The sequence below is a fragment of the Desulfogranum marinum genome (genome assembly GCF_963675105.2).
Lineage (GTDB): Bacteria > Desulfobacterota > Desulfobulbia > Desulfobulbales > Desulfobulbaceae > Desulfogranum > Desulfogranum marinum.
On sequence record NZ_CAXXRO010000004.1, the window covers coordinates 600,467 to 613,818 of the forward strand.

The 13,352-nt window shown below is 47.1% G+C and carries 13 protein-coding genes and 1 riboswitch; of the genes, 7 read left to right on the forward strand and 6 right to left on the reverse strand.

The genetic code is table 11. From position 1 onward, the window contains the following. Positions 1 to 14: 14 nt before the first annotated feature. From ACHZCY_RS11620 to ACHZCY_RS11635, 4 genes are all read right to left on the reverse strand, one after another. A complete protein-coding gene (locus tag ACHZCY_RS11620; RefSeq protein WP_205222420.1) occupies positions 15 to 1,259 on the reverse strand; it encodes a CinA family nicotinamide mononucleotide deamidase-related protein in 1,245 nt (414 codons plus the stop codon). Between the two features lie 33 nt (positions 1,260 to 1,292). After that, complete coding sequence (gene mtaB / locus ACHZCY_RS11625; protein WP_319549003.1) at positions 1,293 to 2,627, reverse strand: tRNA (N(6)-L-threonylcarbamoyladenosine(37)-C(2))-methylthiotransferase MtaB; 1,335 nt, start codon at positions 2,625 to 2,627, stop codon at positions 1,293 to 1,295. A gap of 23 nt (positions 2,628 to 2,650) precedes the next feature. Beyond that, positions 2,651 to 3,697, reverse strand: a complete 1,047-nt coding sequence (gene mnmA, locus ACHZCY_RS11630) for a tRNA 2-thiouridine(34) synthase MnmA (RefSeq protein ID WP_205222422.1) — start codon at positions 3,695 to 3,697, stop codon at positions 2,651 to 2,653. Positions 3,698 to 3,918: 221 nt separating this feature from the next. Further along, the gene (locus ACHZCY_RS11635; protein ID WP_205222423.1) at positions 3,919 to 4,290 is read right to left on the reverse strand and encodes a helix-turn-helix domain-containing protein; all 372 of its coding nucleotides are present in this window, start codon (positions 4,288 to 4,290) and stop codon (positions 3,919 to 3,921) included. A gap of 437 nt (positions 4,291 to 4,727) precedes the next feature. Here ACHZCY_RS11635 and ACHZCY_RS11640 point away from each other — a divergent pair, with 437 nt between their 5' ends. The 3 genes from ACHZCY_RS11640 (at position 4,728) to ACHZCY_RS11650 (ending at position 7,115) form a co-directional block, all read left to right on the forward strand. Then, on the forward strand, positions 4,728 to 5,108 hold the full coding sequence (locus ACHZCY_RS11640) for a diacylglycerol kinase (protein ID WP_319549004.1): 381 nt from the start codon (positions 4,728 to 4,730) through the stop codon (positions 5,106 to 5,108). Between the two features lie 134 nt (positions 5,109 to 5,242). Then, positions 5,243 to 5,530, forward strand: a complete 288-nt coding sequence (locus ACHZCY_RS11645; RefSeq protein WP_319549005.1) for an antibiotic biosynthesis monooxygenase family protein — start codon at positions 5,243 to 5,245, stop codon at positions 5,528 to 5,530. Positions 5,531 to 5,936: 406 nt separating this feature from the next. Next, positions 5,937 to 7,115, forward strand: coding sequence for a citrate/2-methylcitrate synthase (locus ACHZCY_RS11650; RefSeq protein WP_319549006.1), 1,179 nt, complete (start codon positions 5,937 to 5,939; stop codon positions 7,113 to 7,115). A 44-nt stretch (positions 7,116 to 7,159) separates the two neighbouring features. On the opposite strand, the gene ACHZCY_RS11655 is transcribed toward ACHZCY_RS11650, so the two are convergent. Further along, positions 7,160 to 8,887, reverse strand: a complete 1,728-nt coding sequence (locus tag ACHZCY_RS11655; RefSeq protein ID WP_319549007.1) for a cache domain-containing protein — start codon at positions 8,885 to 8,887, stop codon at positions 7,160 to 7,162. A 246-nt stretch (positions 8,888 to 9,133) separates the two neighbouring features. Beyond that, positions 9,134 to 9,317: riboswitch (cobalamin riboswitch) on the forward strand. Positions 9,318 to 9,459: 142 nt separating this feature from the next. After that, positions 9,460 to 9,828 carry a hypothetical protein gene (locus ACHZCY_RS11660; protein WP_205222428.1) on the reverse strand — a complete coding sequence of 123 codons (369 nt, stop codon included), beginning with the start codon at positions 9,826 to 9,828 and terminating at the stop codon, positions 9,460 to 9,462. Positions 9,829 to 9,949: 121 nt separating this feature from the next. Between ACHZCY_RS11660 and ACHZCY_RS11665 the strand changes: the two genes are divergently transcribed. From ACHZCY_RS11665 to ACHZCY_RS11680, 4 genes are all read left to right on the forward strand, one after another. Further along, positions 9,950 to 10,783 carry a TatD family hydrolase gene (locus ACHZCY_RS11665; protein WP_319549008.1) on the forward strand — a complete coding sequence of 278 codons (834 nt, stop codon included), beginning with the start codon at positions 9,950 to 9,952 and terminating at the stop codon, positions 10,781 to 10,783. Continuing rightward, complete coding sequence (locus ACHZCY_RS11670) at positions 10,743 to 11,528, forward strand: tRNA threonylcarbamoyladenosine dehydratase (protein WP_319549009.1); 786 nt, start codon at positions 10,743 to 10,745, stop codon at positions 11,526 to 11,528. The genes ACHZCY_RS11665 and ACHZCY_RS11670 overlap by 41 nt, the downstream gene beginning before the upstream one ends. A gap of 338 nt (positions 11,529 to 11,866) precedes the next feature. Beyond that, positions 11,867 to 12,568: a class I SAM-dependent methyltransferase gene (locus ACHZCY_RS11675; RefSeq protein WP_205222431.1), complete on the forward strand. Its 702-nt coding sequence runs from the start codon at positions 11,867 to 11,869 to the stop codon at positions 12,566 to 12,568. Further along, on the forward strand, positions 12,550 to 13,263 hold the full coding sequence (locus tag ACHZCY_RS11680) for a TenA family protein (RefSeq protein WP_319549010.1): 714 nt from the start codon (positions 12,550 to 12,552) through the stop codon (positions 13,261 to 13,263). The genes ACHZCY_RS11675 and ACHZCY_RS11680 overlap by 19 nt, the downstream gene beginning before the upstream one ends. Positions 13,264 to 13,352: the final 89 nt, after the last annotated feature.

Below are 13,352 nucleotides of genomic sequence, written 5' to 3' on the forward strand. Positions count from 1 at the left end.
TTAGCGTGGTTATTTCAATTTTCGAGAAGAGCTCGGCGTACAGTATCAAGTGCAGTGTACGCTGTTTTTTCTTGAATCTGAGTACGGGTTCCAGTGAAGTGATATAATGTTTCCTTCACTTTGTTGTTATGAAAAAGACCGACATACACAGTTCCGACTGGTTTTTCATCGGACCCGCCTCCTGGTCCGGCAATGCCGGTTACCGATACAGCAGTACTGCATTTCAGTTTCGCAGCCAGTCTTGCTGCCATGGCTCTTGCTGTTTGCGGGCTAACCGCTCCGTAGTTATGAAGCAGGGCATGATCAACATTGAGCAGCGTCTCCTTAAGCGCATTGGAATAGGCAATAACACCGCCGGCAAACCATTGTGAGCTGCCTGCAACCTGGGTTAATTTGGAGCCAATCAAGCCGCCTGTGCACGATTCGGCAACGCAGAGTAATCCTTTTCCGGCTTTTTTGAGCATAAGATTACCGACAGTCTCAGCCATGGACTGCCCACCTGTAGCGTAAAGGTATGTCCCGAGAGATGATCGAATGGCCTCATCAGTCGCGGTAAAGAGTGCTGCGGAGGTCTTTTGGTTATCTGTCGTGATCGTCAAGCTCACATGCACTTCACAGCCAACCGGATAATAGCCGATTTGGATGGATTTTGTTTCTTCCAGGTTGACCAAGCGTGCATTGATTTCGGTTTCCGGCAGGCCAAAGGTTCGGTACAATTGCTGACATACGTGTTTGCCCGGCTGTGGGTACCATTCCTGCAGCGCGGGGAGGACTTTGTCGGTGAGGAGATGTTCCATCTGGGATGGTATACCGGGCAGAAAAAACAAAGGTTTATCGGCATGGGGCAGCAAGTAACCAGCCATCCGGTAGGTCTCGTCGAGAATGGTTGCGTTCTCTGGAAGCCAGGCAAGCTTTTGTACAGCAGCTCGCTTGCAGGCATCCATATTTGTCAGCCGTTTTTCTATATTGGCAACCACTCGGCTATGCATTACTCCTTTGAGCTGGAGTGACTCGATAACGGCTTGGTTGGTTAGGTCATCAGTTGTGCAGCCAAGACCACCGGTAACGATAACAAAGTCAGCCTGTTCAAGACTCTGCTTTATCGTTGGCCCTATGAGCGCAAATGAGTCGCCAATGGTGTGGATGGATCGGATCACATGGCCGGCTGCATGAAGCTTTTGGGCTGCATACCCACTGGTTGTATTGTTAATCCTGCCGGTTGTCAGCTCGTCGCCGATGGCAATTATTTCTCCTATCATCTGTTTCGTCTCCCTTTTTGAACAGGGGGTACTTTACTTGTTAACCTGGTTTTCCTCAAGCACCTCTTCAGCAATCCTGCCGATTGGTTGGCTTTGATCAAATTCAGTAAAGCTGACAGGTACCACCTGGTGGATCAGGTGAGTGGGGCCTGAAAATAGCAAGGGAATATAGTTTTCAGAAAAACCCTGTAAAAGACCACTCTTTTTATGACGCCGTTCCACAAGCACCTGACAGTCAGTGCCAAGTTGTTGTTTGTGAAACTTATTTCGCAGTTGTTCGTCCAGTTCACGTAACCGTTTGACGCGTTTGTTTTTTACAGGTCCGGATATTTGATTGCGGAAAGAAGCTGCCAGAGTACCCTGGCGTTTGGAGTAGGGGAATACATGCAGGTAGGTAATTGGTAGATCATGTATGAATTGGTAGGTGTTTTCAGCCTCTGAATCGGTCTCGCCAGGGAAACCGCCAAGAATGTCACAGCCGATAGCTGCATGTGGGATGGCTGTATGGACAGCCTGTACAGCTTCCTGAAAAGCGGTGGTCGTGTATTGGCGGTACATGCGCCGTAATACATTGTCATCGCCACTTTGCAGGGGGATATGGAGATGCGGCATGAAGTTGTTGTGGTTCACCACCAGATTCAATAATTGATCGTTGACTTCGGTGGGTTCAATGGAGCTTAATCGAATTCGCAGTGCAGGAAACTGAGTACAGAGACGGTCAAGTAAAGAGTAGATGTTTTCTCCTTCATCAAGATCAATCCCATACTTACCTATGTTTATACCGGTAATAACTAATTCCCGATATCCTTCTTCCTGAAAAACGGCTGCCTGGTCAAGAACTGCCGCAATTTTGAGGCTCCTGCTCGGTCCTCTGGTGTAGGGGACGATACAGTAGGTACAGAAATTATTGCATCCGTCCTGGACACGTAGATAGGCTCGGGTACGCCCTGTAAAGCGTTTGACCGGTAACTCGCAGATATCCTGTTGATTGCTGATTTTTCCCATGAGCACGATCAGGTCAGGAGCAGTCTCCTTGAGAGCCGTGTCCACGATGAGGTGTTTATAATCATTGCCTACCACACACCCCTTGTCGCCGACAATGTCCAGGACAGTTGCAGGATCCATTTGGACGTAACACCCGGTAACAATGACTCTTGCTTTTGGGTTGGTCTGCAGGGCACGGCGAATAAGCTGGCGAGATTGCTGACCTGCTTTAGCGGTTACGGTGCAGGTATTGATCACATATATATCTGCTTTGTCCGCAAAAGGCACCAATGTACAACCTGCTGCCTGAAATCCGCTGGTAAAGGAGGCTGACTCAAATTGATTGACTTTGCAGCCAAGGGTGGTGATGGCGATTTTTTTCATGAACAAGGGGGAACTATTGATCTCTATTGTTGATATTTCTCTATTATACCGCTGCCGATCAACTTGTCACCATCATAAAATGCGGCATACTGGCCCGGAGTGATTGCCCGTTGCGGTTTAGCAAAAACGACTCTACCACGTTTGCGGTCTGCCAACGTCAACTTCGCCCTGACAGGTGCGTGGCGGGAACGGATCTGTACAGCACCTTGCCATGGGAACAGCGTTGGTTTCCTGAACCATTGCAGGGAATGGACGGTAAGTGTTTCGTGCAGGAGCTGTTCAGTTTTGCCGACCACAATTTGATTGTTTGTCGCGTCAATGGCGGTGACATACCACGGAGTTGCATCTGGTATTCCGAGCCCTCTACGTTGGCCAATGGTGTAACGCCAAATTCCTTGATGGCCGGCGAGGCAGGTGCCGTTGGTGGTAACAATCTTACCTGGGCGTTCTTTGAGTCCTCGGGAAGCAAGAAAAGAATGCAGATCACCAGAAAGAAAACAGACATCTTGGCTTTCCTGACCCTGGAAGTCAAACCCCATGGATTTCGCCCGTTGATAGGTGTGTTGTTTGCTCCATCGGGCAAGGGGAAAAATATGGCTATCGAGCTGCCGAGAATCGACCCGACAGAGGAAGTAAGACTGGTCTTTCAAGGGGTCGGGTGATCTGACGATCAATGATTGCCCTTGGCTGGCGCTAATCTGTGCATAATGACCAGAAGCGGTTTTCTCCATTCCTGCAGCCAGCATTGCGCGTAAAAATGAACCAAATTTGATATATTGGTTACAAAAAATACATGGGTTGGGAGTCAGGCCCTGGCGATACGACGAGAGGAAATAATGGATGACAGTCTCCGTAAAATGGTTTTCCATTGCGATACACTCGAGCGGTATCTGCAGTGTCTCTGCCACCCTGGAAACCCTCTCTTGCTGAGCTTCCATTTCCGGGACGGGGAGAAGCATGAAAAAACCGTAAACAGCATACCCTTGCTCTTGGAGAAGAGCAGCAGCAACCGTAGAATCAACGCCTCCACTCATTGCCATGCCGACTTTTATTTTTTTGTTGTTGCCCATGGTGTAGTGTTTTTTGTGGACACCCTGTTTGTCTTTTGTGCATCAAAGGAAAGAAAAAAATGATGCACCTGGGTGGCAGGATTAGTGGAGAAGCAGTTGGTGGAGTGGAGGTACCGTGTTGAGAGATGAACCGTCACGATAGGTGGCGGTTATGTGCAAACTGAACCTGTGCAATAATCGGTTCAACTCATACCATGGAGCCTGTGATCATCGGGTGAAGGCTAGAGCAAGGATTTAAGAACATCGCATTCACGACAAATGCTCATCTTTTCTTTCCATGTCTTGTCCATTGTACAATCACAAAGGGTACCGCTGAGAAACCAACAAAGATGACCGGCTTGAAATTCCCAGGCAGGGCAGTTTTTTTTCTGATCGCATTTTTTTTGGACCCAGCAGTCCCTACGCTTATTATGTACATTATTACGCTGGTGAACTACTAAGAAATAGAGTTGCCGTTCCACATGGATTGGGATTGAACGCCAGCCTTGCTCATAACTTTGTACAGCCTTTAATGACACTCCAAGAAGTGCCGCAAGCGCTTTCTGGGTTTTACCTAGCTTGGCTCTAAACTGAATAAATGTTTCACGATCCATATCTCTTTCCTACTATTCGATCTTTATGATTTTACCAATACCACAAGGTGCTGGAGGCAGCAATTTATTTCTTCTGTTGATGGGTAGCTTTTTAATGACCTGCATGCAGTCATTGACCGTTGTTAAAATTGATGTTCATCCGGAGTAAGATTGTGTAGTTTGCACCCCGTAGGTGACCATTTTTACAATGGACTGATCTGTCAGTGTAAAACCTTTATCCTGCAATTGGTTATTGGTAATCTCAAAGTCTTCGCTACCTGCAGGAGATATGAGGCATCGTAGATGCAGACGTATAAAAAACATTTCAAGCTTTCGGTAACGAATCAAATTCGGTAAAATAGCCGATCCCGAAGGGCGTTGAAGGTGAGAAAAAACAGGTTCACCCAAACACTGAGTAGAACTTCAAATCAAGCACTATTACTGAGTCATACTTGACAATGTCTGAACAACCCGAAACGAACAAACCACACGGCACCGGTTACTCACGCGTGATAAAGGCTTTTTATTGTTCCATTGCCGGAATAAGGACGGCCTGGAAGCATGAGGCTGCTTTTCGTCAGGAGGTAATGCTTTGTATACTGCTTTTTCCCATAGCTGTTATATTTGGTAAAAGCGGCATTGAAAGGGCGCTTTTAGTGAGTTGTCTTTTTCTTATTCTCATTGTGGAGGTTATAAATACTGCTGTTGAAGCAGCCATAGACAGGATTGGTGCTGAAAGAAATCCTTTGTCTAAACTGGCTAAAGATCTCGGGTCTTCTGCTGTATTTCTCTCCATTGTCCACTGCATTATTGTGTGGCTGTTTGTTTTTTTTAAGTGATTAAAAAGATGGAGTTTTATTGCCCTGGTCATTTGACTCAACGAATTAAGGTGTTATAATAAGAGTAAGCTTGTGGACAGTAAGTTGCTGAGCAGGGCTACTGCTATCCTTTTCACTAAAAAGAGGAGGTGTAAATGGCTGTTAAAGTATTGATCAGAAGAAACATGTCCGAGGAAAAGCAACCAGAACTTTCGAAATTACTACGAGAGCTCAGAACCTTAACCACAAACAGAAAAGGCTACATTTCAGGAGAAACTTTTGATCGGTTTGATAAACCCGGAGAAAGTTTGGTTGTCAGCACGTGGCAATCTGCTGATGATTGGCGAGAATGGGTACTCTCTCCTGAGCGTCAGGCGTTACAGGCTAAGATTGATGACTTACTTGGCGAAGAAACCACTTATGAAATCTTTGAGTATTCGTAAAGCGTTCTGTATATGTTTATAAATCAATTATGAAAGAGGAGCTGTCGCAAGCTGCCTGAAAATGATTGAATAGATGGAAACGGTTTATTGCAGGTAGTTGGCAATAAACCGTTTTTTTTTTTTTGATGAAATGGAGTTCGTGAGCTGGTTTATGGACTGCTATTGAACCAGCTGTCCGCAACAGGGCTTTGGTCCGTGGAAAGGAGGTGATGGACACTTCCTCTATGAGACTGAAAAAATATTTTACATTTCACTGAAATTACTTATATTATTTATAAGATATTCTCTTGGACAAAAACAGAGAGCAGAGTAACTTGCCTCTCTTTATAATTAACACCGGCATCATGACGGAGACTGTGGCCTCCATTAACAGGTGGGTCAAGACCATAACAGGAGAAGGTGGTGTATGAGTAGCGAAGTGCATGTGAAAAATATCGGTTTGCGGGGTGTAACTGTTGCCGATTCGGCAATTAGCTTCATCGATGGCGAAAAAGGCGTACTCATTTATCGCGGCTACCGCATAGAAGATCTTGCTGACAATTCCTCGTACATGGAAACAGCGTACCTGCTCCTCTATGGGGCCTTGCCCACCATTGAGCAGGGGGAGAAGTTTGTCGAAAGGGTCAAAGCAGCTCGCCGGCTTCCTGAGTTTGTTTATCAGAGCATGAAGCAGTTTCCAGCAGATGCGGAACCTATGGACATATTACAGGCCGTTGTTCCTATGCTCTCCATGGCTGATGAGTACGGTGATACTTTTGAAAGAGAGAAAAATATCGATCGTTCTATCGGTTTGATTGCTAAATTACCGACCATAACTGCAGCCTGGCACCGGATTCGAAATGGACTGGAACCTCTGCCGCCAGACCAAAGCCTTGATCATGCAGCTAATTTTTTATGGATGCTGCAGGGGGAAAAACCGGATGCAGCAACCGCCCGTGATCTGGACATCTGTTTAGTACTGCATGCTGACCATACCTTTAATGCTTCAACGTTTGCCGCCAGGGAAGTCGTTTCTACAAGGGCTTCTCTCTATGCCGGAGTTGCCGCAGGACTGGGAGCTCTGTCGGGAAGTTTGCATGGCGGAGCGAATAGCAGGGTTATGAAAATGCTGCTTGACCTGGAGCATGAGCCTGACATAGCTGCTTGGGTGAAAGAGTGGATAGCACAGGGGCATAAGATTATGGGGTTTGGGCACGCAATTTACAAGACAGGTGACCCGCGAGCTGTGTACTTGAAGAAAATGGGGAAGAGGCTGGGAGAGCAAACAGGAACAAATTGGTTCGCTATCTCTGAGCAGGTTGAGCGAGCAACCCTTGCTGAGTTTGCTCAAAAAGGGAAAAAAACTATTTTGCCCAACGTTGATTTTATGAGTGCTCCCGTCTATTACATGATGGGCATCCCAATAGACCTGATGACTCCGATTTTTGCTATTTCCAGGGTGGCAGGATGGTGCTCACATATAATCGAGGAGCAGTTTGCAGATGCCCAGGGCAAACCGGCTCTCTATAGACCTAAAGCGGAATATGTAGGCGAGTACTGTGGTTTAATGGGATGTGAATACTCGCCGCCTGCTAAGCGGAAGTAAAGCTGCATGATAAAGTATGCGCCTGTAAGCCGTTATAAAGGTTGTCACCACGTTTGAGAGCTCAGCTCCACTATGTTCTGTGTTATCAGACGAATACAGGCGTCAACGCTTGCTGTATGGTACTTGAGTCCTCGGCCTGCCCGTATCTCATCGAGCGCTTTTTCTATGCCAAGCGATGGGCGGTAAGGCCGATGGGAGGATATGGCCTCCACCACATCGGCTACGGTTAGAATTTTCGCTTCCAGAAGAATCTCGCCATCCTTAAGGCCGCGTGGATAGCCGGAACCATCCAGCAACTCATGGTGCTGATATACAATTTGTGCTACAGGCCACGGGAACTGAATATTTTTTAAAATTTTATAACCGACTTCCGGGTGGCATTTGATGACTGCCCGCTCTTGGTCGGAAAGAGCTGTCGGTTTGGCCAGGTACTCAGCCGGTACTGATATTTTTCCGATATCATGAAGGATAGCTGCAAAATGCAGCCCCTCTAGCCGTTCATCACTCAATTTTAATTCCCTGGCAATAGCACATGCAAGCTCATCAACCCGGAGTTGATGACCGGCTGTATAAGGGTCACGCTTTTCTGCTGCCGAAGCAAGCGACTTGACAGTCTCCTCCAGACTTGATCGTAACCTCTCGGTACTGTTCTTCAGTTGTTGCATTACAGCCTTACGTTCGGTTACATCCCTGGCAACACCTCGAAATACAGTGAAACCTTCTTGGTCGCTGATATCACAGATAGGGATGGCGTTGAATTCGATGACAACCTTTTTCCCCTCCTCTGTCAGGCAGGGTACTTCAAAGCCGTAAAATGGTTTTTCTTTAACCAGCAGCTCTTGAAAGGTGGTCTCTATGTGCTGTTTTTCTTGCGGAATGCAGAGGTCGGTAAGGGTTTTTCCCAGGATTTTTTCGGCTTTATAACCGAGTATATTTCGCACGTTAGGGCTTGAGTAGGTAAAGTAGCCGGTATGGCTGATTTCCCAAATCCAGTCGCTTGTGGTTTCTACCAGTGAGCGGTAACGTTCTTTACTTTTTTCGATATCTTTGATGAGACGACGTCGCTCCTCCCAGATACGAACACGGACTCGGTCTGCCAAGATGGTATGGCGAATACTGTAGAGAGCCAGGAGGATGGCAGCGACCAGAAACAGGGTAGAGACAGCGGTTAATCGTTTGCGTATTTTTGCTACCTGGGCTTGAACTTCTTCCAGGTAAACTCCTGTACCCAGTACCCATCCCCATGGTTCGAATAATTTTACATAGGAGAGCTTTGGGGAGATTTTTTCCGGTTCATCCAGCCATTGCCACATATATTCCACATAGCCTGCCCCCTGTTGCTGAGCAATTTGGACAAATTCGATAAATATTCGTTTGCCTGTAGGATCCTTAAAAGATGTGCTGTCATCCCCTTCCATATCCGATCGATACGGGTGTACCACCAAGCGGTGATCAAGGTCGTTAATCCAGAAATAATTCATGGCGTTGTTGCCATAACGGAAATGACGAATAATGTCAATCGCTTGAAGTTGCGCTTCTTCACGAGTGAGAATGCCCTCCTGTTCCCTGGAGTGATATGTGGCAAGAACATTCCAGGTAGTCTCCACGAGTTCCTTGATCATCTCACGCTTACCAGCCATGAAGTTTTTTTCAAGCGAAGGGAGGATGACCAGAAAAATAGAGACGATAAAAAGAAGAATAGTAAGGAGTGCTGGTAAGGCAATACGCAGGGAAATAGCTCTCGAAAGCTGTTGCATCCCTTTATTTTCCATATACAATCTCCTGCAAAGAACTATTATGCGGCTAAATATAAAATAGTTTAAAATAATAAGCGTAAATACTCATGGTGGTGCCTGTGAGTAGCAACTAATAAGCCTTTAAATAAATATGTATCAACAGCTTAATATAATCAATGGTGACCATGAAAATTAGCCTGACCGGAAGAATAGAATACTATAGCAGTAATGAGAAGTTATTTGCAAATTGTGCTTGACTTCTTAAAGATCATTCTGTTTTACTTACCCAGTTACATTTCAGGTTCCATAATGGATGAAAAGGGAACTCCGTGTGAACCGGAGACGGGCCCGCCGCTGTAACCGGGGACGAAAACTGCATAAATGTCACTGATATATACATATCGGGAAGGCGCAGTGAGTAGAATGATCCGGAAGTCAGAAGACCTACCTGAAGTGCGAAGTGATCTTTTCTAGGCACGTGAAGACGCTTTCGATACGAGGGCTATTAGGGCATCCCCGGATCATAATGTGTGGTCCGGTTTTTTTATTTCCGGACGAGCAAAACGGTTTCAGAGCGGGGAAAATAAACTGAGCCTGAGAGTGCTGCGTCAGGGTGTCCGTAATTTTACCGCTTCTATTGTATCATTATCACCTGGGACTTTGAAAAAGAGTTTTTCAGGGTGCCTATCGTTTTTGCTCCTGTTTCCGTCTATTCTCTGTGGGTGTGGAAAGAAACAGCATGGTTGCCGGTTCCAATCCCAGTAAGTCAGACAGCACCGGAGTTCTTCTTTTATTGTCATGTCCACTGATGAGTGGGGAGTGTTTGCCGGCGCTACCAACTCAAGCAGTTCCTGAAAGAACCCGTGATTATGGGATGGAGCGTTTTCCTTGCCGTCTTGTTCTAAGACGTAGTTGCATCTTGCCATCGCCTGATTGGCAGCTTTTAGATGCTCGTGAATCCGCGCTTTAATTTGCATCCAATGTTGACTGAGCTGTGAGCTTGTTTATCTCTATACGAAAGGACTGTTGACCTGCCGGCAAGAGGAGGCAGGGTGGAAATGAGTGATGAAGTCTATTTTTTTCGGATAAGCAATTGAAATGAAATCTTCAGCAGAGAAAATCAACAAAAATACTGAGGTAAGTTATCTGGATGCTCATTTACACTTGCAGGATCAACGTCTTCAAGCACAATTGCCATCGGTCATTGCTCGAGCTGGACAAAAAGGAGTAGGGCGGTTTTTTTGTAATGCTACCTCGGAAGATGACTGGACTAAGGTAATTGCGCTTGCCGGGACTATTCCCGGGGTTATACCTTTTATCGGTATCCACCCTTGGTATGCAGATTCAGTAGCAGAGGGGTGGAGAGAACGTTTATGTTTGCTGCTTGAGCAGCAGAGTTGTGGAGTGGGAGAAACAGGGCTTGATAAACGTTGTCCGGTTGACTTTACCCGCCAGGTTGCACTGTTTAAGGCGCAGGTTGATCTTGCTCTTCAATACCATCGTCCTCTGGTCGTTCATTGTGTAAGAAGCTGGGGGCCGGTGGTCGATATTATTGAGCAAGAGTTTGCCGGGGAAAGTGCACCTCCTGTTATGCTGCACTCTTACTCAGGTTCTGTTGAGACCATGCGGAGATTGGTTACGGCTGGTGCCTACATCTCTTTTTCCACACGCTTGCTCGGCAGAGATGAAAAAAAAATTAAAAAGGTGCTGGTTGAGACACCGGTGGAAAGAATATTGCTCGAAACCGATTCCCCCGATCAGTTGCCGGCTGAATGGATGGCGAAAGGGGAACGAGCATACAATGAACCAATGTGGGTGGCGGACCTGTACCATCAGGTTGCGCAATTGAAAAAGATAAACGTAGAAGATTTAAAGGTATCTCTCTGGGATAATGGAAAGATTTTTACGCACGCAGCAGCTTCTCGGCGATAGTGGATTCAGAAGGCTGCAATCAAGCAGAGTGGTTGTGATTGGGCTTGGCGCTGTTGGTGGCTATGCTGTAGAAGGGCTTGCCAGGGCCGGTGTGGGCAGCCTGCGTCTATTTGATTTTGATACCATTCAGCCCAGTAATATCAATCGACAAATTCTTGCTCTGGAATCAACACTGTATCAACCCAAAGCCAAGGTAGCTGAAGAAAGAGTACGTGCCATTAATCCCAATTGCCTGGTGGAAGCGCAAGAGGTCTTTGCTGATCAGGAAACGCTTGCCACTATTTTGGATCCTGTTCCGGATCTTGTTATTGATGCGATTGACAGTCTTAATCCCAAAATACAGCTGCTTTCAGAAGTATATAAGAGAGGCATCCCTCTTCTTTCCTCCATGGGGGCTGCTTTACGAACGGATCCCGGAAAAATTGCTGTGGGAGATATTGCCGAAAGCCGTGGGTGTCCGCTTGCGAAAAGGGTGCGTAAAAGGCTGAGGCGTGTAGGGATAGAAACCGGCATTCGCTGCGTGTTCTCCACCGAAAAAGTTACTTTTACCTACACGCCACCCGTGTCTGATCCAAACGTACCACCTGCAAATATCTATGAAAATCGTGGACGAAAACGTGTTATCCTTGGTAGTCTGCCGACCTTGACCGGTATCTTTGGCTTGATTTTAGCCAATGAAGCCATTTTGTACCTGTCAGGAGGAAGTGAAGAAGGGGACAACATGTCCACCACAACACCTCATTAACGGTTCTTTCTGTGTATCTGCTCACGGGTCTTCATGTTTGGACAGTCGCGCTATTGCGCGGGTACGCGAAGACTCCGGTAGCCTCTCTATGCGTGAAATCGTGACCGTCGAAAGAGGTAAGCGACCAACGCGACACTCCGTGGGGTGCCTGTGAGGAGAACCTTTCTGTTAAACTTCCTGTTTTGTAACTGTTCAGCAATACCCCGCCTGCGCACCATCAGTCAGGAAAACATCGCATGACTATCATTATCCAGCCTGTGTGTACGCATCTGGATGAAAGGGGTGCTCTATTGCAATGAGCCATTATTTTTTTGATTTGAAGTGGAAGGAGTGAATACATGATTACATTTGACGATTATTCGGATGCATACGATGCCTGGTTTCAGAAAAATCAGGCTATTCTTGAATCAGAGCTGCGGCTGGTTGCGCATGTGTTGGGCACTTCTCCGGGAAAGACCCTGAGTGTTGGTTGCGGCACAGGGCTGTTTGAGCAGCTTTTACTCTCAGAATATGGTGTTTCCATAACAGAAGGGGTCGAGCCTTCCGCACCCATGGGGGAGATCGCCCGTAAACGTGGTATGACTGTTACCGAAGCAGGTGCGGAGCAGATGCCGGTCGAGGATGGATTATATGACACGGTGATGTTCAATGGTTCGCCTGGATATATTGCCGACCTGGATGCGGCAGTGAGAGAAGCGTACCGTATTCTCAAGCCAGGCGGACGGGTGCTGCTTATCGATGTACCGGCGGAAAGCTCTTACGGGATTCTGTATCGTCTCGGCGGTGCTTATGGTACCTGGAATGATGACCGGTTGCGTGGGGTACTGCCCCGCGATCCATATCCGGTTGAGTTAGCAGGTGGGGCTAACTGGCGGCCGACTCAGGATAAAATTGATGCCGCATTAAAGGCTGGGTTTACCGATCTTTTCTATGCGCAAACGCTGACACGACATCCTTGTTTTTCCGATACAACACCACAGGACCCTGTCCCTGGGTATGATTCTGGAGACTATGTGGCAGTATGTGCAGTCAAACCCTGAAACTACCTAAAAGAAAAGAGGAGGAGTCAGGTGTTGTGCCCATCACTTCTTTTTATCAGCGTTGTTTGGCAGCATGTGCTGGTGAGTGGGAGGTGGCAGCAACGCATCCGTTTGTTCAAGGGTTGGCCGGCGGTACCTTAAGTAGTGCACAGATTCGGCATTATTTGATCCAGGATGGCCTGTACCTGCAGAATTATGTACAGGTCTGCCGTATTCTGGCTAAGCGAGTTTCAACAATGACCGATAAACAGTTGTTTATCGATTCAGCCCTCCTTTCTGAAGAGGCGGAGTTGGGCATTCAGGAGCAACTTTTAGGTGAACTGGGGCTGAGCTGGGGAGCAGAGCCTCCGGGAACTGCTACCCGAGCTTATATCCATCAAGAAAGCAATGCGGTCAAGCATTCTTCCGTATTGGTCGCATTGGCTGCGGCAACTCCATGTACCGTCTTGTATGCCGAGGTGGGAAGGCGGTTGGCCATGCGGCCGGAAACAAAAAGGAATGACCATCCCTTTCGCCTCTGGTTGGACCTGTATGCAGATGCGGCGGTACAGGAGATGGCAGCACAATGGATAGAATGCCTCAATCGTTATGCACTGGAAACTGATTTTCCGGAACAAGGGGAAGCCGTCAATGCCTTTGTTGCCAGCATGCAGTGCGAGGTTGATTTTTGGGAACAGGCGTGGCAGGCACGGTGAAGGTGTTGTTTTAATCACGCCCAACTTCGCGTTTGTTCCCGATAACTTGGCAGCAAAAACATTCTTTGTGGTAACTCCTCTGTAACACC

What these genes read in the sequence shown, in the direction of transcription:
- ACHZCY_RS11620 (WP_205222420.1), bottom strand. Translation starts at nt 1,259, where the DNA reads ATGATAGGAGAAATAATTGCCATCGGCGACGAGCTGACAACCGGCAGG.
- mtaB (WP_319549003.1), bottom strand. Translation starts at nt 2,627, where the DNA reads ATGAAAAAAATCGCCATCACCACCCTTGGCTGCAAAGTCAATCAATTT.
- mnmA (WP_205222422.1), bottom strand. Translation starts at nt 3,697, where the DNA reads ATGGGCAACAACAAAAAAATAAAAGTCGGCATGGCAATGAGTGGAGGC.
- ACHZCY_RS11635 (WP_205222423.1), bottom strand. Translation starts at nt 4,290, where the DNA reads ATGGATCGTGAAACATTTATTCAGTTTAGAGCCAAGCTAGGTAAAACC.
- ACHZCY_RS11640 (WP_319549004.1), top strand. Translation starts at nt 4,728, where the DNA reads ATGTCTGAACAACCCGAAACGAACAAACCACACGGCACCGGTTACTCA.
- ACHZCY_RS11645 (WP_319549005.1), top strand. Translation starts at nt 5,243, where the DNA reads ATGGCTGTTAAAGTATTGATCAGAAGAAACATGTCCGAGGAAAAGCAA.
- ACHZCY_RS11650 (WP_319549006.1), top strand. Translation starts at nt 5,937, where the DNA reads ATGAGTAGCGAAGTGCATGTGAAAAATATCGGTTTGCGGGGTGTAACT.
- ACHZCY_RS11655 (WP_319549007.1), bottom strand. Translation starts at nt 8,887, where the DNA reads ATGGAAAATAAAGGGATGCAACAGCTTTCGAGAGCTATTTCCCTGCGT.
- ACHZCY_RS11660 (WP_205222428.1), bottom strand. Translation starts at nt 9,828, where the DNA reads ATGCAAATTAAAGCGCGGATTCACGAGCATCTAAAAGCTGCCAATCAG.
- ACHZCY_RS11665 (WP_319549008.1), top strand. Translation starts at nt 9,950, where the DNA reads ATGAAATCTTCAGCAGAGAAAATCAACAAAAATACTGAGGTAAGTTAT.
- ACHZCY_RS11670 (WP_319549009.1), top strand. Translation starts at nt 10,743, where the DNA reads ATGGAAAGATTTTTACGCACGCAGCAGCTTCTCGGCGATAGTGGATTC.
- ACHZCY_RS11675 (WP_205222431.1), top strand. Translation starts at nt 11,867, where the DNA reads ATGATTACATTTGACGATTATTCGGATGCATACGATGCCTGGTTTCAG.
- ACHZCY_RS11680 (WP_319549010.1), top strand. Translation starts at nt 12,550, where the DNA reads ATGTGCAGTCAAACCCTGAAACTACCTAAAAGAAAAGAGGAGGAGTCA.